The sequence below is a fragment of the Lacrimispora sphenoides genome (assembly GCF_900105215.1).
In the GTDB taxonomy this organism is placed as follows: domain Bacteria; phylum Bacillota; class Clostridia; order Lachnospirales; family Lachnospiraceae; genus Lacrimispora; species Lacrimispora sphenoides_A.
Genome location: NZ_FOIP01000001.1, coordinates 2,775,895 through 2,795,837, shown reverse-complemented (window position 1 = coordinate 2,795,837; position 19,943 = coordinate 2,775,895). Strand labels below are relative to the sequence as shown.

The 19,943-nt window shown below is 45.4% G+C and carries 14 protein-coding genes; 1 reads left to right on the top strand and 13 read right to left on the bottom strand.

What is annotated here, in order from left to right; translation table 11 throughout:
• Positions 1 to 115: 115 nt before the first annotated feature.
• The 11 genes from BMW45_RS12720 to BMW45_RS12670 form a co-directional block, all read right to left on the bottom strand.
• Positions 116 to 2,191, bottom strand: a complete 2,076-nt coding sequence (locus tag BMW45_RS12720) for a DUF5054 domain-containing protein (RefSeq protein WP_092244125.1) — start codon at positions 2,189 to 2,191, stop codon at positions 116 to 118.
• Entirely contained in the window at positions 2,178 to 3,449 is a 1,272-nt protein-coding gene (locus BMW45_RS12715) for a CehA/McbA family metallohydrolase (protein WP_092244122.1), read from the bottom strand. Before BMW45_RS12715 ends, BMW45_RS12720 begins: the two co-directional genes overlap by 14 nt.
• Positions 3,450 to 3,461: 12 nt before the next feature.
• Positions 3,462 to 4,328 carry a carbohydrate ABC transporter permease gene (locus tag BMW45_RS12710; protein ID WP_025234555.1) on the bottom strand — a complete coding sequence of 289 codons (867 nt, stop codon included), beginning with the start codon at positions 4,326 to 4,328 and terminating at the stop codon, positions 3,462 to 3,464.
• A gap of 16 nt (positions 4,329 to 4,344) precedes the next feature.
• Positions 4,345 to 5,244 (bottom strand): ABC transporter permease subunit, encoded by a 900-nt coding sequence (locus BMW45_RS12705; protein WP_092244120.1) that lies wholly within the window; start codon positions 5,242 to 5,244, stop codon positions 4,345 to 4,347.
• A gap of 33 nt (positions 5,245 to 5,277) precedes the next feature.
• Entirely contained in the window at positions 5,278 to 6,750 is a 1,473-nt protein-coding gene (locus BMW45_RS12700) for an ABC transporter substrate-binding protein (protein WP_092244117.1), read from the bottom strand.
• 296 nt (positions 6,751 to 7,046) lie between these two features.
• On the bottom strand, positions 7,047 to 8,147 hold the full coding sequence (locus tag BMW45_RS12695) for a GntR family transcriptional regulator (protein ID WP_092244114.1): 1,101 nt from the start codon (positions 8,145 to 8,147) through the stop codon (positions 7,047 to 7,049).
• A 171-nt stretch (positions 8,148 to 8,318) separates the two neighbouring features.
• Positions 8,319 to 9,764: a 6-phospho-beta-glucosidase gene (locus BMW45_RS12690; RefSeq protein WP_092244112.1), complete on the bottom strand. Its 1,446-nt coding sequence runs from the start codon at positions 9,762 to 9,764 to the stop codon at positions 8,319 to 8,321.
• A 246-nt stretch (positions 9,765 to 10,010) separates the two neighbouring features.
• Positions 10,011 to 10,853: a DegV family protein gene (locus BMW45_RS12685; protein WP_092244109.1), complete on the bottom strand. Its 843-nt coding sequence runs from the start codon at positions 10,851 to 10,853 to the stop codon at positions 10,011 to 10,013.
• 213 nt (positions 10,854 to 11,066) lie between these two features.
• Positions 11,067 to 11,357, bottom strand: coding sequence for a hypothetical protein (locus BMW45_RS12680; protein ID WP_025234561.1), 291 nt, complete (start codon positions 11,355 to 11,357; stop codon positions 11,067 to 11,069).
• A gap of 166 nt (positions 11,358 to 11,523) precedes the next feature.
• The gene (htpG, locus tag BMW45_RS12675; protein WP_092244106.1) at positions 11,524 to 13,527 is read right to left on the bottom strand and encodes a molecular chaperone HtpG; all 2,004 of its coding nucleotides are present in this window, start codon (positions 13,525 to 13,527) and stop codon (positions 11,524 to 11,526) included.
• A gap of 163 nt (positions 13,528 to 13,690) precedes the next feature.
• Positions 13,691 to 14,188, bottom strand: a complete 498-nt coding sequence (locus tag BMW45_RS12670; protein WP_025234563.1) for a DUF5721 family protein — start codon at positions 14,186 to 14,188, stop codon at positions 13,691 to 13,693.
• A gap of 427 nt (positions 14,189 to 14,615) precedes the next feature.
• On the opposite strand from BMW45_RS12670, the gene BMW45_RS12665 reads away from it, so the two are divergent.
• Positions 14,616 to 15,902 (top strand): M18 family aminopeptidase, encoded by a 1,287-nt coding sequence (locus BMW45_RS12665; RefSeq protein ID WP_092246433.1) that lies wholly within the window; start codon positions 14,616 to 14,618, stop codon positions 15,900 to 15,902.
• A gap of 2 nt (positions 15,903 to 15,904) precedes the next feature.
• Here the strand turns inward: BMW45_RS12665 and BMW45_RS12660 are convergent, their stop codons facing one another.
• Both BMW45_RS12660 and fdhF read right to left on the bottom strand, forming a co-directional pair.
• Positions 15,905 to 17,113 carry a molybdopterin molybdotransferase MoeA gene (locus tag BMW45_RS12660; protein WP_092244103.1) on the bottom strand — a complete coding sequence of 403 codons (1,209 nt, stop codon included), beginning with the start codon at positions 17,111 to 17,113 and terminating at the stop codon, positions 15,905 to 15,907.
• 92 nt (positions 17,114 to 17,205) lie between these two features.
• Positions 17,206 to 19,929, bottom strand: a complete 2,724-nt coding sequence (fdhF, locus tag BMW45_RS12655; protein WP_465220281.1) for a formate dehydrogenase subunit alpha — start codon at positions 19,927 to 19,929, stop codon at positions 17,206 to 17,208.
• Between the last annotated feature and the right edge of the window lie 14 nt (positions 19,930 to 19,943).

The following is a 19,943-nucleotide window of genomic DNA, read 5'->3' as shown; positions in this document are numbered from 1 at the left end:
TTACTTTTTCCACAAAAACCATGGGTTTTTCCATAACTTTTCTTTCATATTTCTTTGGATTATATTCCATTTTTTTATCTTACACTGGTTCCATAGATTTGTCAAATATTCCCTTTTACTTATTTTGAAAGCTTAAGACATACCGGAACCTGCAGTCTTCCTGGCACCACATGGAAAAATTAGTTCCCCATTTATTGTTAAACAGGCAATAGGAAAATCCCTTTTTCATATCCGGAAGCTCCAGACAACCGCCATACAGCCGCCTTCCTCCCACACTTACCAGAGGAGAATCAGTATTATGTATTTCTATGGTCCCATCCGCCCCGTCATAGACCAGCTTTTCTATGCAGTGCTGCCTTCGGTTTCCTCCTTTTACTACCTTAAGAGGAGAGATTTCCTGATCCATGATCTTCATCCTCCAGAGATAAGGATTTTCAACATCAAGATTAACATCAAACCAAAGGGCTTCAGGCATTTTATTGGCATCTTTATTTTCCCACAAAAGATCGCACAATAATTCTTCTCCAAACGTGTAGGTAATCCACGCCCGCTCAGGGCATCCATATTCCCTTACAGCCGCCGGGTTCCCTGCCAGACAAATCCTCACTACAGAATCAGACCTTCTCATCTCCCGCACTCCAAAGGTATAATTCCAGTTAGTAAGTCCCTCCACAGTTTCCAGTCCGGGCTTTGAAAAATCTGCTTCTGACCAGGCCATATTTTCCTTAAATGCATGATTGTACTCATAATATTCCGATACCGTATCCGTAGCCCCATAGGTTTCATAAGAAAAACGGCCAAAGCAGCCTGACTGGATCCAGACCTTTCCCTCCTTTTCCAGATATACCATTGAGCCGCTTCCATCAAACGCCGCTTTCCAGTCCTGTATGGAAACGATCTCAAAAGGATGGACCTCTCCTCCTTCTTCCCATGTCTCTACTTCTGTAACCGGATTCCATGTTAGCGCCTGCCTGGCTTCCTCTTTAAGCTCCTCCGGCAGCAGCCGGACCGCTTCGAGTAAGTAGGCCCGCTGCTCCTCATAGGAGCTTTCGTACCGGTCATAGGTGCTCTCCAGATGATCCACACCTTTCTCCTTATATATGGCATGTAAAAGAGCTGCATTTCTTTCCGTAAACATATCCCCCGTTACATGATTTTCTTTTCTGGCTCTCTTAAAATCTTCCTTTTCCCAATTTTTAAAATCAAACAGGTGCTTCTTATAATCCAGCCCCCATGTATGTTCGCATACCATCAGAAGATTTTCCATAAAACCATGGAATTCCGGCCCTTCATAATCAAACTTCCCCTGTCTTTTCCATTGATCCTTAAGGCCCAGAAGCCGTCTGAAGCCGCTGACCTTGACCGGATCTGAGGCAATGCCGTGAATCCAGGTGTCCCCGATTTCCTCCGTTATTACGGGAAGCTCTTCCCTTCTTTCCCAAAGCTTTCCGGCATAAGCATCCAAAGTGGAGGCCTCCACTGCTGCACCTGGATATTTCTTTTCCAATTCCTCTAATTGACTTAAAACATCTTCTCTCGTGGGAAGGCCCAGATTATCCCCTAAAAAGACAAACTCCAGAACATCCTCCATACCCTCCATATAACAGGTCGAGCCATAAACAGGGGAATACTGGACAAGAATCTCGCTGTTTCCTGACCGCCATACAAAGCTTTTGGGAACCATTGGGTTCATGGATGAGGCATTTACTCCGATATGAAGATATCGTTTCCCATGGCGGGCCATGATTGGCACCATGGCTTTCGTATGGCCAGGTACGTCAGTAAGTTTTGCAGCCATTGTCTTTCTTCCAAACTCTCTGTCCAGTCTGTCCCCATAGCTTAAGTTAAAATTCATCAGGTCAGCATCCATCAGTTCTGTATGAGTGGTAAAGGCCAGTCCATGCCAGCTGATATCTCCTCTCATAACGGCATCTTTCATTTTCTGTGCTTCCGCCTGAGGCGATTTTTTTAAATACTGGTCAATTAAGAATGCCCCTAAGGTCCAGATAAACCGTTTCCTTCCATCCTGGTTTAAGTCCATGGCAAGCCTGATGGCTTCAGGAATAAAATCCTGGATATAGCTGGAAAGAACACGGTCTGCAAGATCCGTAAATCCCATATCAAAATGGGTCATGAATACTACATGTACCCTTTTTATTGTTTCATTTGTCACTATTTCATTCTTTGTCATTTTTTTCACCTGTTATATAGTAAGGATTGGAAAGGAGCACCGGAATATAAGGATACCCCTTAAGAAAACTCCGCCTGATCTCCGCCCTGAGATATCCGGCTTTTCCGGCAGTTCTTTGAATGGAAAGCCGGCCCGATCCGCAAGGGATTTCTTCCCTGCCGTCCTGGGAAACCAGGAACAGGATATCTCCCTCGCGTAAGTTTCGGAAATTAAACATGATTTCGCTTCCTTCCGGGATCTCATCTCCCATGAGAGCCTCCCCGGCCCAGGTTTCCATCATGGGACCTTCCGGAGATATGGTCAGAAAGGAATGGCCTTTTTTAAGTCCTTCTAATATATCCTCGGCGGAATTTGACAGGGCGTACACGCAGGTACAAGGAGAAGCCGGCATTCTTCCCAGTTCATATTTATGAAAATCGCTGCCCCCTGTTATTGGGATCCTTTTCCCTTCTTTAAGCCTTTCATCCCACCAGGCCAGGCAGGCCTGGTTGCTCTCCGGCATTAAGCCTCCGTTCCAAACCTCCACCCCGTCAAAGGGAACCTTCTCCATCCCCCACTGCCAGCCGCACCAGGGACAGAAGGGGTGGTTTAGTACCGTAAAGGCACCGTTTTCCCTTGCTTCCTCGACGATTTCTACGGTCCTTTCCAGGGAATTGGAGAGAAAGCTTTTATATGGACGATTCCTTCCCAGCATTCCCATATGTCCTTTGTAATGGGTCCATTCCACTCCCGGAATCATGGTTACCAGGTCCGTAGAACGAAGCTGGTAATTGTGGGCATAATTGTTATGATCCGTAACAAACAGGAAATCCAGCCCTTCTCTTCCGGCAGCAAGTGCCAGTTCTTCCGGAGTCATATTTCCGTCGGAGCCGCTGGAATGAAGGTGGGTATCTCCCTTATATAACCGCAGGCCTTTTAAATGGAACGTAATTTTATATGTAATTACCACTCCCTGTTCTTCTACCTTATAGGCTCCCAGTAGTATGCTCCATTGTCCCTGCTTTACAGGAACCGACGCAAAACCAGCCATGCTCCTGTGATCTGAAATAACGATCCGGCTCCGGTCAGAGCCGGACCAGCCGATCAATTCTCCCGTATCATTTAACAGGCCGAAATCAATGATAGTTCCGTTCCTTTCGTAGTCGTATGATAGTTCCATGGCCTCAGCCTGATCCGGCACGAAAAACGGTACCTCTAAATACAGCCCTTCTTCCTCTTTTATTACTGTCCTTTGAAATGTGATTGTCTTTTCCTTCATTTCGGTCCTCCTTTAGCCCTTAACGGCCCCCATGTTTATGCCCTCCATGAGAAATCTCTGGGCAAACATATAGATGATCAGCAGCGGTATGGTTGAAATCACGATCGCCGCCATTATCGCGTTATCCGGAGTTGCCGCCGTTCCCGATGTGGAATCTACAGACATGATCATCTGCTTTAACATCAGAGGAAGGGTATACTTTTTCTCGTCCGTGATCAAGGTCGCGGGAAGCATGATAGAGTTCCATCTGGCCACATACTCCATGAAGAACACAGTAGCAAATCCCGGAAGGGATATAGGCATATAGATACTTCCGAATATTTTTAACTCACCTGCCCCGTCCATTCTGGCTGATTCCGCAAGAGAATAAGGGACCGTCTCAAAGTAATTTCTCATCATCATAATGCTGAAACCGGACACCAGTCCATTTAGCACCAACCCCTGATAAGTATTTAACAATGACAGCTGCTTATTGAGCTGGTAAACGGATATCAAAGTTAAGTCCCCCGGCACCATCATGGTGAGCATGATGAAGGAGGATATAAAGTTTTTAAAAGGAAGGCTCTTTTGTATCAGAACATAGCCTGCAAGGGCTGATAAAAGAACCTGGATCACAGTACCCAAGGTGGTTATAAAAAGGGAATTTAGAAACGGTCTTGCCATCTTGGTCACCCGGAATACATAGAAAAAGCCTTCCAAGCTGAATGTTGTCCACCACAGCTTGATTCCGCTTTGAGAGGAATCAAGGGCTGTTGAGGTGGACACTACAAATACATTCCACATGGGAAGAAACATGGTAAGAAAAATGGCTGCCGTCAAAAACAAAAATAGTACTCTCCAGAAACCTGTCAAACCTTTTTTATCTAGATTATTCTTCATATCTCTGCCCTTTCCATCAGGAATAAATCTCATCATATTTCAGCATTTTTCTGACTGCCGAGGTAATCAGCAGGGTTGCGAATAATACGACGGTCGCAGCCGCCGTAGCAGTCCCTACATTAAACTGGATAATGCCCTGTTCGTAAATTAAAACCAGCAGGTTTTTTACCTTATCGCTGATGGAGGCATTCATCATAACAAAAATCTGGTCAAAGTTCCGCAGGATTCCCATGACCGACAACACTGCTACCACCTTCATGGTGGGCACGATGACCGGCAGAGTGATGTATCGGATCTGCTTGATTCTTGTAGCACCATCCATTCTGGCGGATTCATACAGGGCCGAATCGATTCCGACCATGGCGGCCAGGAACAGGGCCGCAAAATAGCCGGCCCCTTTCCATGCACCTGTAAAAATCATGATCGATCTGGCGAAACGTCCCTCCGACATAAATACCATGGGAGAATAACTGGTTCCCATGAAAGCCCTCATAATGCCGTTTACCATGCCTGCAGGCGATAAAATGGAGATCCACAAACCTCCTACCACAGACCAGGACAGAAGATACGGTATGTAAGTAACCGTCTGGAACAGGGATTTGGGTGCCTTGCTTCTGATCTCATTCAGCAATACAGCTATTAATAGTCCCCAGACAAACTGCAGGATAAAGGTTCCGCCTCCTACTGTAAGACTGTTAATAAACGCCTGTCTGTACTGCCTATCCCCAAAAATCTCCTTGTAATTGCTAAACCCTACTATCTCATAGCCGCCTAAAAGCTTTACCTTCTGAAAGCTTTTTATGATTCCCAGTACCAGCGGATAATAGGAAAATACAAGAAAGTAGATGAGAACTGGTATCAGCAGCAGATAGATCTCCTTATACCGCAATATCCTTTTCTTAAGCTGTCCTTTCAAACCGATACCTCCTGTCTTTTTTGGGAATTGTGATTACCGGTCAGTCACTTTCCGGTCAACAAGCTCTTTTCTCATGCCGCTAAGCCCCTCCTGGGTGGAAACATCTCCTTTGATGATCTTGATCCCCCATTTGCCCACGATTTCCTTGTAATCCGCTTCATTAGGAATGATCCTGTCAATGGTTGCATAGCTGCTGTAGCTTAACGCCTCTTCCACTCCGGGATTGAATCCGAAAATCGGCTTGAAATCCTTATAGATAGGGAATGGAGCGCCATGGTCATTGCCGTGCTGAGCTCCTGTTTCCGTCAATTCAAATTTCCCATCTGAACCAGTATAATCATAGTCTAAAATTCCGGTTGAAAGAAGATTTCCGCCTTCCTGCGTCGCAAAATACTCTAAAACCTTCATGGCTCCGTCAGGATTCTTTGCATTGGCAGGAACTGCAAACAAACTGGCGCTTCCTTTGACCAGCATATAGCTTCCGTCAGGGGTCTTAAGTCCAGGAAGAGAAACGATCTCAAAATCTTCGGGAGAAATTCCCCCTGCCTTAGCATTTGCATTATGTAAACCAACCCATGCTGCCCAGTCTACCGTCAAAGCCGTCTTCTGTGAGGAGGCCCCCATTTTGGCTCTCATATCCTTTGTCTTATCTACAAAGGAGGAGGGATCCAGCAGACCATCGTCGTACAGCTTTTTAAACCATTCCCATACAGGTGCTGCTCCATCTTCTGAGTATGGCGCAAACCGCTTCCCGGAATCGTCCAGGACCACGCCGTTCTTTAAGCCCGCTGCCGCCATCCAGGGCTGTAAATCATAGGTTTCAGATAAAATAGAATCAAAGGGATAAAAGTCAGGGTCCTGGCTGCTGTCTTTTAATTTTTTCATCACATCATAATATCCATCCATGGTGGGCTCGATCATCTTATAATCGATTCCTGCCTTTTTAAGAAGCGTGTTGTTTAAAGCCACTACCCTGTGGATCTCCTTTTTGTTGAAACCGGCGTAGATTTTACCGTCAATGGTGATGTCCTTCCACTCAGCCGGATCCACATTGCCGGTGAGAATCTCCGAACCATTTACCCGGTCCGTAATATCCATTAAGGCCCCCTGAGCTACCAGATTAGCATACTGGCTGGCAGTGATATAAATCAGGTCATAGGTTTCGCCGCCGCTTAATTTCTGCATCAGAACCTTGTCATAATCCGATGCCGGCTTTTCAAATTCAACCGTAAGGCCTGTGGCCTGAGAAAGGGCTTCTGTAAAAAGCTTCATTTCCGCTTCATCCTTGCCTCCTGTATTAGCTGTCATGATCTTTACGGTGCCCCCCGCTTCTTTCCCCGGCTGGCTGGCTGCTTCTGTCTTACTTTCGTCTGTCTTACTTTCTTCTGCCTTACTTTCCTCTGTCTGGCTTGCTTTTGTGCTAGCGCTCTCCTGTTTTCCGCAGGCGCTTATGGAACACACCATAAGTGCTGCTGCGAGCAGTGACATGACTCTTCTTTTTTTCATTTTTTCTCCTTTCAATCCAACACTCTTTGGGACTACAAAATCATACTATATTATATTTTTGATTTTGTAAACCATATTTACTCAACTTTTACATATATTTTAATTAAAATATATGTTTTATTTATTTATAATACCATATCACACTTTTACTTTCAACTATGTATCGGTATTTTGTTACTAAAACACATAATCAATCAATATTTTTTATGCAATATTTACAACGAATAAAAAAAGAGCACAGAACAATTATAATCATTGTTCTGCACCCTAATTATCACAGGAGCAAAATATATATTTTAGTATTCGCAAAATATTCCAGGAACCAAACAATCCATCTGGCTGTAGGACGGATCTTTTTCTATCTGTTTTAACAGGATCCTGATGGCTTCAAAGGCAATTTTCTTTTCATTCTGCTTTATATGAGTGAAATGAGGACCTCCGGGTGATAAATAATCTTCGTCAATGCAGCATACGGTAATTCCCTTCCATTTTCCAAGCCATCTGGCAATTCCATATTCTGCGCAGATTACCGCATCTAAGTCCTTATTATCATCAAGATACCGTTCAATCTTCCCGCTGAGGCCTATATCAAGATCATCTGAATAAATATTTATTTTTTCAGCCCCTTCCAGACAGCATTCCTCTATATTCTCGACCCCGGCAGCCCTTATGGCCTCACGGAATCCCTTTCTTCTGTCCTTAATAGAAGAAGTGCCGTTTTCTGAAAATGTAATGAAGCCGATCTTTTTATTTCCTTTATGAACCAGATAATCCACCAGCTCTTTCATGGCAAGATAGTTGTCTGTTCTTACGGATGGAACCGGAATCCCCTCCATTTTTTTATCGATCAGTATCATAGGAAATTCTTCAACCACAAGCTTTAAAATAGCTGTATTATAATAAATTCCATGACAGGGCATGACTATGATCCCACTGACGCCAAGCTCCTTTAAAAACTCAATTTCCTCTGTTTCTTTCTCTCTCTCTCCGTAGGAAAAGCGGACGCAAAGCTTATAGCCGGCCTCAGCCGCCATGGCATCCATTGCATACATCATATCAAGCCCAAAACAGGAGGATACATGCTCCAGAACCAGGCCCAGCATCTTATCCCGGTCCGGGTTCTCATATCGTTCCGATGCAGCATCAAAACCGCTTGTTAAAGTCCCTGCGATCTTTACCGGAATCTGTATAAAGCTTCCTTTCCCCTTGATCCGGTTTAAGTAGCCATCCCCTTTCAGTGCATTTAAAGCATTGGTAATGGTTATGGTACTCACTCCATACGCAGCCGCTAATTCTCCCGTCTGGGGCAGACATGTTCCTTCCTCCAGCTCTCCGGCAAGGATCTTATTTTTTAAATCCAGATAAATTTTTTTATATAAAAATTGTTCTTTTTCCATCGGACCCCTCAAACTTTTGTATTTTTATATATTATATCTTTTACTCCTACTATTTTCAACAAAAATATGTTTTTCCTTTTAATTATAATGAAATCCATCAAAAAAAGCACCTTTCCGGGTCTGTCCGATCCCAAAAGGTGCTTTCCTTCCTCCCCGTATGCTATTTTGCTATCAAGATCCGCTTTCCTTCAAAACAGCTCCATTGCTTGCGATTACATTTTTATACCATTCAAAGGATTTTTTCCTGCTGCGTTTTAAGCTTCCATTTCCTTCATTGTCCTTATCAACATAGATAAATCCGTAGCGCTTTTTCATTTCTCCTGTAGATGCACTGACCAGGTCAATACAGCCCCAGGGGGTATATCCCAATAAATCTACTCCATCCTCATCCACAGCCTCGATCATTGCTTTTATATGCTCTTCCAGATAATTTATCCGGTAGTCGTCTATGATGCTTCCATCCTCTTCCAGTCTATCCACTGCACCAAGGCCGTTTTCCACGATAAATAACGGTTTCTGGTAACGGTCATACAGAGTATTCAAAGTAACCCTAAGTCCAAGAGGATCGATCTGCCATCCCCATTCCGATTCCTTTAAGTAGGGATTCTTAACGCTCTTCATCACATTGCCTGATGTGGATTCTGTGATGGCTTCTTCTGCTGTGCTAACACACCGGGATGAGTAATAGCTGAAGGAAATAAAGTCCACCGTATGCTCTTTTAAGATTTCGTCGTCCTCCGGACCTGTTTCAAGCTTTATTCCTTCCCTCTCAAACATTTTCTTTGCATAGGCAGGGTACTCTCCTCTGGCCTGTACATCAATAAAGAAATAATTATCCCTGTCTTTTTTTATGCTTTCCCAGACATCCTTAGGATTGCAGCTAAAGGGGTAGAAATTTCCTGCAGCAAGCATGCAGCCTATTTTAAAATCCGGATTAATCTGATGAGCCAGTCTGGTTGCCATGGCAGAAGCCACTAATTCGTTATGGGCAGCCTGATATTTCACCTGCATTTCATTTTCTCCTTCAGAGAACCGGATTCCGGCACCCATAAACGGCAGGTGAAGAAGCATATTGATCTCATTAAATGTGATCCAGTAAGTCACCTTATCCCTGAAACGGCGGAAAATAGCATCGCAGTATTTCTCAAAACAATCAATGACCTTTCGGTTTTTCCAGGAATCATATTTTTCAACGAGAGCCAGCGGCATATCAAAATGGCAGATGGTCACTACCGGTTCGATCCCATACTTTAAAAGCTCATCAATGAAATCCTCATAAAACTTAAGCCCTTCTTCATTCGCCTTCTCTTCTTCTCCAGTTGGAAAAATACGGGACCAGGAAAAGGAAAAGCGATAGCATTTAAATCCCATTTCTGCAAATAAGGCGATGTCCTCCTTACAATGATTGTACATATCAATGGCTTCCCTGGAGGGATAATAGGAATCTTCCGGCAGCTGCCTGTAATCCTTCTCCCCCTGCATAACCGGAAGACGATTCTCTCCCCATGGGATCACATCCACAGTTCCCATTCCCCGGTTTCCTTCCTTCCAGCCGCCTTCGCACTGGTTTGCCGCAGTGGCTCCTCCCCACAAAAAGTTTTCTCTCATAGTTCCCATCCTTTCTTTTTATAATACAGCTTTTGAGAGGCTGATTTTCGGCCTCTCATAAAACGTACTGTCTTTGAATCTTAATTTCAATTCCCTAAAATAAAAAACTGGTCATATTTACGCCTTGCCTGAGCAAAAGTATAAATATAACCAGTTATGCCTGCATGATTAATTACAGTTACACCTAGTCAAACTCTCTATTTGTGAGCATTTTAACATATTTTTCCAAACTTGTAAAGCTTTTATCAAATATCGTTATAGCGTTAAGATGATTCCGCCGTCATTAGCATATACCGTAGCAACTCCGGCTGTTTCTACAATGAGCACATCCTTAAATACGGCCTGCTTGAGCATCTCCTGCTTTACATGCTCTGCCCGTTCCGGATTATTACAATGAGCAATTGTCAGAACCTTATCTCTGGTTTCTCCTCCGTCCTTAATAGCAATCTCCACCATGCGGGCCAGCGCTTTATTGATTCCCCTTGCCTGGTCCAGCTTAATGATTACGCCTGAATTCGCACCCATAACCGGCTTAATGTTTAAGGCAGTGGCAAAAAATGCCTGAAGACCGGTAAGTCGTCCATTTTTTCGTAAAGTATCCAGACTTTCCAATACAAAATAGGTCTTCATATTCTTGATGAAGGTCCTTGCCTTCTCTTCAATTTCTTCAAAGGGCAGAGATGCCTGGCAAAGGGACTGGACGTAAAGAGCGATATTTAACTGTCCGGCTGAGGCTGAATCCGAGCCAAGCACAGCGATCTTTTTCCCGTCATTCCCATGTTCTTCTTCATAGAGCCTTTTTCCCAGAACCGCACTGTTATAGCTGCCGCTTAAATGCTCGGACAGAGTGATAACAAAAATCTGATCCACGTCGCATTCAAAGGCTTCTTTATAAAACTCCGGTGACGGACATGCTGTTTTAGGACACTCGCTGCTGCTTTTTACCAGCTCTAAAAAACTCTTCTGGTCAAAGGTCTCGTCATCGATTACGTGAGTATTTCCCACTTGCAAAGTAAGGGGAATTATCTGAAAGTGAGGATCTTTCTTTAGATCTGCCGTAAGATCCAGGCAGCTGTCCCCAATGATTTTATAGCTCATATCTCTATCCTTCCTCCTGGCGAAAAACTTATCATGTAGTATTCATTACCATATATTATAGAGAAACCAGACTCGGATGTCAATAGAATAATTTTACATGATCCGGCTGCTATGAGAATGAATCTTAATGATGCAAAAATAATTTTTTTTTCATAAAAAAGGACTTATACCGGGAAACTTCCAAGGTACAAGTCCTTATCTTACCATCAGATATTATTCCTCTCCCTGCGCATCAAATACTCCTACTGCGCTTATGCTGGAACAAACGACCACTACGACAACAAACAGGATCAGAAGCGTAATTCCCCCAAAAAACCATATTAAAAAGGTCACTCCAAAGTCCTCAGATGTTCCTTCTGCCGGTAGGTTGGCCTCTGAAGCAGCAACTGTCTCTGCGTGAGACACCAGTGCGGCTCCAGGTGCAGCTCCTGCGAATATACCCAGCATGAGAGCGATCATCAGACGCAGCATCGCCTTTCTCATCTTCATAGTCTTTTCCTTCATTAAAGTTTCTCCTTTCCATGCCCATGCTATCTGGGTAATAGATACATGCCCAATACAGCGGGGGCAGGTTCCCCCAAAGGTATTTTCCCTGCCAATTTTAAATCGCTGTATCTAATATAGCACAATCAGGCGAAAAAAGATATCCCTAAATCCAAGGATTCACGTTCTATTCCTCTGCCATCACAAGCATCAGTTCATTGCTTCTGGCAATAAATTTCGTCATGCGCTCCGGTGTCAGAGAACCATGGCTGAGAGCCGCCAGATCATAAAGCTGTTCACAGATAGAGTTTGTATGGGCTCCGTCTTTGTGTCCCAGTATATATTGCACCAGCTTATTGTTGTAGTTAAGAACCAGGGTCTCACCGCCTGCGCCAAACATGGAAGGATCCATTCCCGGCATGGTATACATCTTCATCATTTCCTGCATGCGGCGGGATTCCTCAGATACGGTAATCATGGAAGATACATTTCCGTTCTTTAACTTCTCCACCTTTACTTCCAGATGCTCTTTGTTTAATGCTTTGCGGAACAGTTCGGTCAGGGTCTCTGCATCTGCCTTCATGGCTTCCTTATCTTCTTCCTTTACCTCTTCTTTGAAGATGTCGGATAAGTCAGAATTGATGCATAAGAACTTAACATTCTCATTCTTTTGTTCGAGATAGCCTACAAACGGACTGTCAATATTATGGGTTAAATAAACCGCATCTATGCCTGCCTCTTTAAACATGTTGATGTACTGGCTCTGCTCTTTTTCATCGGAGATATAGAATACGCTGTTTTCATGCTTCTCCTTATTCTCCTCCAGACAATCGGAAAGAGTTAAATACTTGCCGTCCAGATTCTTAAACAGGAGGGAATCATTGATCTTCTCCGCGAACTTTTCATCTTTTAAACAGCCGAATTTAATAAATGGATTGATGTCATCCCAGTATTTTTCATAATTTTCACGGTCTGTCTTAAACATACCGGTTAATTTATCCGCAACCTTCTTTGTGATGTAGTCAGAAATCTTCTTCACAAAACCATCGTTCTGAAGAGCGCTTCTGGATACGTTAAGCGGCAGATCCGGGCAATCGATCACTCCCTTTAACAGCATCAGGAATTCCGGAATAACTTCCTTGATATTGTCAGCAATAAATACCTGGCTGTTATACAGCTTAATGGTTCCCTCCAGGCTGTCATAATTTAAATTCAGCTTGGGGAAGTAAAGGATTCCTTTTAAGTTAAAAGGATAATCCATATTTAAGTGAATCCAGAATAATGGTTCCTTGTAGTCATTGAATACCTTGCGGTAGAAGGACTTGTACTCCTCCTCTGTGCAGTCGTTTGGATGCTTGTTCCACAGGGGATTGATATCATTGACAGGTACCGGACGCTTTTTAATCTTATATTTTTCTTTGGCAGGAGATACCTCTACGACTTCCTTCTCACCGTTTTCGTTCTCGTTTTCCTCGGTCTCTGCTTCCTCGAGGATGGTTTCGATAACAGTGTCCTTATCGGTCAGCTCATCCTTTTCAATGGTCTCATACTGAGGCTCTGAAGATGAACTGGATAAATAGATTGCCACCGGCATAAAGGAACAATATTTATCAAGAACCTCTTTTGCGCGGTACTCGTTGCAGAATTCCAGGCTTTCTTCATTGAGATACAGCTTAATGGTGGTACCAAACTCTGCCTTGTCCCCTTCTTCCATCTCATATTCCGTACCGCCGTCAGACTCCCAGTGAACCGCAGAAGCGCCTTCCTTATAGGATAAGGTATCAATCGTAACTCTGTCAGCTACCATGAATGCGGAATAAAAACCAAGTCCGAAGTGACCGATGATCTGATCTTCATTGGCCTTGTCCTTATACTTTTCAAGGAAATCCTGGGCGCCTGAGAAAGCGATCTGGTTGATGTACTCATCGACTTCCTCCATGGTCATTCCAAGTCCGTTATCCTTAAAGGTAATGGACTTTTCATTGGAATCTGTAATGATCTCGATCTTAAAATCCAGATCCTCCGGCTTCTGCCATTCTCCCATGATTTCCAGCTTCTTAAGCTTGGTAATAGCATCGCAGCCATTGGAAACAAGCTCGCGGTAGAAAATATCATGGTCGGAATACAACCATTTCTTGATAATCGGGAAAATATTCTCGCTGTTAATTGTTAAACTTCCTGTCTTTGCCATATTAGAACACTCCTTACTCTTTTTTCTATTTCAGTTCCATGTTTCCATGGAATTTTCACAAATTTGTAAACTTATGAATCATACCTGCAAAGAATATTTTAATACGCTGTTATGGAAATGTCAATAGAAAATCAGCACTCAATTAAACTGAGTGCTAATAATTCTATTCCTCCAGAAAAGGAATCTCATTTTGTTTTAAAAATCCTTTAAATGCCTGATCCCATTCCTCATCCAGGGTCTTATCTAGGGTAAAGACAGAAACCGAGGTTCCTGTCACGCAGGAAAGCTTATCTTCCTCATAGCGGATGTTGAGGTACAGCCCCTTCACCTGATCGGGTGTAAAGGCAATCTGGCGGGAGGCAAGAAAGCGCTCTGTACCTTCCTTTGACATCTGCAGGATGATCCGGAAACTGACAGGAAGTCTTTTTCCTTTAATTAACGAAAAACAAAAGGGCTTCATCATAGCCCAGGTAGAAAGCTGTCCCGTATTCATATCCTCCAGTTCCTCTTTGGAGTAATAAGCGGAACGGATATTTCCATCGATGGTAAATGTATTAAAGGTAACAATAACAGCTTCCTTTGCAAGGAACTGGTCAAACACTTCCCCTACGAACAACTTGGAGGTAAAGAGCTTGAGGTCCTCAATTTTCAGTGCGATCATGGCAATTTCTCCCCATTTTATAATCTCTATCCGTTAACTATACACCGGATCCTCCCAGACTGTCAACGCAGGAATTCCCACGATCTTCGCTATTCCAAACAGTTTTTTTCTGTGGTATACTATTTTCACGTAAGCAATGAGCAGTGCAAAACAGGGTACAAAAAAATTTTCGTCGTGCCCGCACGTAAGAAATTTTTTTTGCACCCTGTTTTATAGTGCGAATGCCCGTGAGCCAGGGAATCCTGCGGATTCCCTGGCTTGCACTGCGGACTTAGCCAAACAGCACCATGCCCTTAAAAACACAGGCAGAAAAGAAGAGGCCTCCCTCGGCTATACCATTATTCCCCAAAACACAGGCAGAAAAGAGGAAGCGCCCTTCGGTCATACCATTATGCCCAAAAAGCATGGGCAGAAAAGAGGAAATCATATGAATCATATTAAGCAGTTAGAGACACTGATCGCCGCATCCGTTTCTCCATACCACTGTATCATGGCGGCAGCGGACCAGCTATTGTCCGCAGGATTTAAGGAACTGTCCCTGGCCGAGCCCTGGAAGTTACAACAGGGCGGGTCATACTACATAAATGTCTTTGATTCCACCCTGGTTGCATTTAGCGTAGGGGAAGAGTTAGGTGAAATACCGGCCCTTAAACTGGCAGCGTCCCATACGGACTGGCCATGCCTGAAGGTAAAACCCTCCCCCGAGGTCACTTCTCTTGAATATGGAAAACTTAACGTTGAGGTATACGGAGGTCCTTTACTGGGAACCTGGTTTGACCGTCCCCTATCCATGGCGGGTAAGGTCTGCGTAGCCGGAACATCTCCCATGAAGCCTGAGACCATCTTTGTGGATTTTTCACGTCCCCTCCTTACGGTCCCCAACCTGGCGATCCACATGAACCGGGACGCCAACGATGGAGTTTCCATCAATGCACAGATAGACATGCTTCCCCTCATAACCCGGATCACGGATGAGTTAAGTAAAGAAGACTTTTTCTTAGAAGCTCTGGCAAAAGAGGCCGGTGTGAAAAAGGAAGATATTCTGGATTATGAAATCTGCATCTATAACTGGGAGCAGGGAACTCTCTTAGGCTTACAAAATGAGTTCTATTCTTCTCCCCGGCTGGATAACTTAACATCCGTACAGGCCTGCTTAAGCGGGATTATGGCCGGACCATGCAAAAACGGCATTCATGCCATTGCCCTGTACGACAATGAGGAAATCGGTAGCCATACAAAGCAGGGAGCTGCTTCCGCCCTGATGGAACGCATTCTTGAAAAGATCTGCTTATCTCTGGGTTATACCAGGGAAACCTTCCTTAATGTTCTTCTTAGCGGCTTTTTGCTGTCCCTGGACGTGGCTCATGCCATTCATCCCAACCATGGGGAAAAATGTGATATTAAGAACCAGATCCTCATGGGAGACGGAGTTGCCATTAAGCTGGCATCCAGCCAGGCCTACGCAACCGACGCTTCCAGCACCGGTGTCATTGAAGGAATCTGCCGGACAAATAATATTCCTTATAAAAAGTTCTCCAACCGCTCGGATGTGAAAGGCGGTTCCACCTTGGGAAGCATTTCTTCCGCCCTTCTTACCATGCGGACGGTAGATGCAGGCGTGCCCATCCTGGCTATGCACTCCGCAAGGGAAATCATGGGCACGAAAGACCAGGAAGCTCTTGTTCATCTGGCAGAGGCCTTTTTCCAGGCATAATTTTACCGGTCCTGCTTCCAATAGAGAATATCCACCATATCCCCCGGCGAAATAACCGATCCCTGTTTCTGATCAATGATGCAGTTTGAACGGAGCATTTCGGATAAAACGGAGGAATGGTGGTTTCTGTCAAAGATATGGACGCCCATCTCATCGCTGAATGCCTGGACAAACCGCCTCCTTTTTGCCGCATTGGCGTTTCCCTCAACTACCATACGTCTTATTTTTTTCCAGGAAAGAGAATCATCGCCAACCATCCTGGCCATGACAGGCCAGAAGAACAGCCGGAAATTAACCATGGCTGCAAAGGGATAACCGGATAAGCTGAGGATGAGCTTCTCCTTGTACCGGTTAGCCATGACAGGCGTACCCGGCCGCATATTCACTCCATGAAAAAGCCGCTCGGCACCCATTGTTTCCAATGCCTCCGGAAGAAAATCCTTTTTTCCCACGGAAAGTGCGCCGGTGGTGATAATCACATCTGCCTGGCTGATTCTCTCATCCAACATACGGGAAAAACCCCTGGCATCGTCAGGGCAGATTTCCATAAAAGGAACCTGGACTCCCTGAGCTTTCAACTGGGCGGCGATGGCATAGGCACTGCTGGGATATACCCCTACCTCTCCCAAGGGACTGGTGAGCGGAACAAGCTCATTTCCCGTTGAGATTATGCCCACCTTCGGCTCTTTAAGCACCGCAATTTCCCGGATTCCCATACTGGCTAAAACACCGATATGCCCTGCGCCCAAGCGGACCCGCCGGGGGATCATGCACGTTCCTGCCTGGAAGTCCTCTCCGATCCTGCAATAGTTCTGCCAGGGTCTTCCTTCCACATAGATCTCCGCCTGTTCCTGGCCATAGTCCGTATCTTCCTGGCGTATCACACAGTCATAGCCTTCCGGCACCACGGCACCGGTCATCACCCGAACCGCTGTACAGGGTTTTGCCTTGATGGAAAGATAATCCCCTGCACATATTTCACCAGCCACTTGAAATTGGATTGGTGTTTCCCTTGAAGCGCCTTTTGTATCCTGACTTCTGACTGCATACCCATCCATTCCTGATTTGGGGAAATGGGGGACAGGAAAAGGGGCTGTCACATCCTCTACGCAAATTCTTCCATAGGCTGATAAAATGTCCAGCTTTTCTGTCTTTGTTTCTATTTTAACGCTGTTCACCAATAGGCTAACAGCTTCTTCTAATTCGATCAATCAGGCTCCTCCCTCCTAATATAACAAAATAAAGGATAAAGGGGCTGCTGCAAACTAACAGATTTTGCAGCCCCTTTTCTTAAATGACAGGATTAAGCTCGTGTTACAGACACCGCACAAACCTTGTATTCCGGAATCCGGGCGATATCATCGATCACAAAATTCGTGATTTTATTAACATTTCCGTCTGCAAAATGGAAGGTCATAAATACTTCGGAAGGCATCATCTTATCTCCTACCACCGCCCTGGATTCAATTTCACCCCGGCGGGAGGATACTTTGACTTTGTCCCCGTCCTTAATTCCCAGTATGACTGCATCTCCCTGGTTGATCTCAATATAGGAATCTCCGCAGATTTCATTTAAGCCTTCGGTTCTGCCTGTCATGGCTCTGGTGTTGTAATGGTAGAGCATGCGGCCCGTGACCATCATAAACGGATAATCGTTGTCAGGAAGCTCCTTGGACGGCCGGTACTTTGCCGGATAAAAATATCCAAGGCCCCGTGAAAATTTTCCAACATGCATGATATACGTGCCTTTGCTCTCTTTGTCCAGGCAGGGCCATTGAAGTGTCTCCCCCCGGTCCAGCCTCTCAAAGCTGATGCCTCCAAAGGCAGGGGTTACGCTGGCGATTTCATCCATGATCTCAGCCGCTGTCTTTTTCTCGCAGGGATAACCCATACGGTTCATCACATCATAAAAGATGTCCGTATCCAGGCGCATTTCTCCTTCCAGAGTCACCGCTTTGCGTACTCTCTGCACCCGGCGTTCCGTATTGCTGAAGGTTCCCTCCTTTTCCCCATAGCTGGTTCCGGGCAGAATCACATCGGCATACTGGGCCGTTTCTGTCATAAACAGCTCCTGCACCACAAGAAAGTCCAGACTTTCCAGGGACTTGGCAACATGGCCCGTATCCGGGTCCGTGACCATAGGGTCTTCTCCGAAAATGTAGAGTCCTTTGATCTTCCCTTCTATGGCTTCCGGCAGCACCTGGGTGGACATGAGTCCGGTGGTTTCACTTAAAGGAATTTCCCATGCCCTTTCGAATTTTTCACGAACCTCTTTGTTCGCCACCTTTTGGTATCCTGGGAAATCATAGGGCATACAACCCATATCACAGGCGCCCTGTACATTATTTTGCCCTCTGAGTGGGTTGATTCCACAGCCTGATTTTCCTATTTTTCCGACCGCCATGGCCAGATTGGATAGGCTCATAACGCCCTCTGTCCCTGTGGAATGCTCTGTGACTCCCAGGCAGTAAATGATAGGTGCTTTTTTCGCCCTGGCGTACATCCTTGCGGCTTTGCGGATATCCTCTGCATCAATGTGGCAGATCTCTGCAACCTTTTCCGGCGTATAATCTTTCACGATTTCCGCCAGCTCCTCAAACCCTTCGGTCCGCTCCCGTATATAGTCCATGTCCGCAAGGCCTTCCTTGATAATGACATGGATCATCGCGTTTGCAAACGCAATATTGGTTCCAGCTTTGATTGGCATATGGATGACCGCATCTTTAACCAGATCGATCTTACGCGGGTCCACCACAATAATCTGCGTGCCCCTCTTAATTGCCTGCCGGATCTGTGTGCCAACCACGGGGTGGGCTTCGGTTGGATTGGAGCCTATGAGTAAAATAAGGTCAACATCCTCCGTAATGTCCCGGATGGGATTTGTCATGGCTCCGGAACCCAGGGTCATCGCAAGGCCATGGACGGAGGCGGAGTGACAGACTCTTGCGCAGTTATCTACATTGTTGGTTCCAAAAGCGGCCCTCATCATTTTCTGGAAAATATAATTGTCCTCATTGGGAGCCCGGGAGCAGGAAAAGCCGGCATTGGCATCCGCTCCATACTTCTTTTTAATTTCTGTAAACCGGCGGGCGATTAAGTCCAGGGCTTCGTCCCAGCTTGCTTTCTCAAATTTTCCGTCCCGTTTGATAAGCGGATGGGTAAGACGGTCTCCGGAATGAATAAACTTATAGGAACCGAATTTGCCCTTTACGCATAAAAGCCCTCTGTTTGATGGTCCGTCAGCCGGATTAACCCCCACGATCCGGTTATTCTTCACCAAAAGATCCATCTGGCAGCCTGTAGCGCAATGGGGACAGGTAGTCCGTACCTTTTTAACCTCCCAGGCCCTGTAGTGCCTCTGCTGATCCTTAGAGGAAAGAGCCCCTGTAGGACAGTTTGAAACACAATTTCCGCAGGACTCACAAATGGACTCTCTCCATGGAAGCTGATAGCTGGGGCTCATGCGGGTATCAAAGCCGCGGTTGGAAACGCTGATAACATCACGTCCCTGCAGCTGCTGACATACCCTGGTGCAGCGCCGGCACATAATACATTTTTCAGGATGGAAGGAAAAGAATGGATTGCTGCTGTCCGATTCATTGGTCCCTACTCTCTTTCCATAGGGGAAGCTGGTTTTTTCCACACCGTATTCCAGACAGTAATCCTGGAGCCTGCATTCCCCGTTGGAAGCACAGTCAAAGCAGCTGAGCACATGATTGCTCAAAAGCAGATCCAGGATAAACCGCCGGGATTCCACCACCCGATCCGACCTGGTGGATACTTTCATTCCAGGAGCACAGTGCTCGGAGCAGGAAGGGACCAGCCCTCCCTTTCGCCCGCCCTCGATTTCCACCACGCACATCCGGCAGGAACCGTCCGGTGCCAGTTCTTTCATATGGCAGAGAGTTGGAATCTCAATATCCAGTGTTTTACAGGCCTCCAGAATGGTGGTTCCCTTTTGTACGGCAATGGCGTGCCCGTCGATTTCCAGTACAATCATAGAGTTGTTTTTCTCTGTTTCTAACACAGTATTCTCCTCCT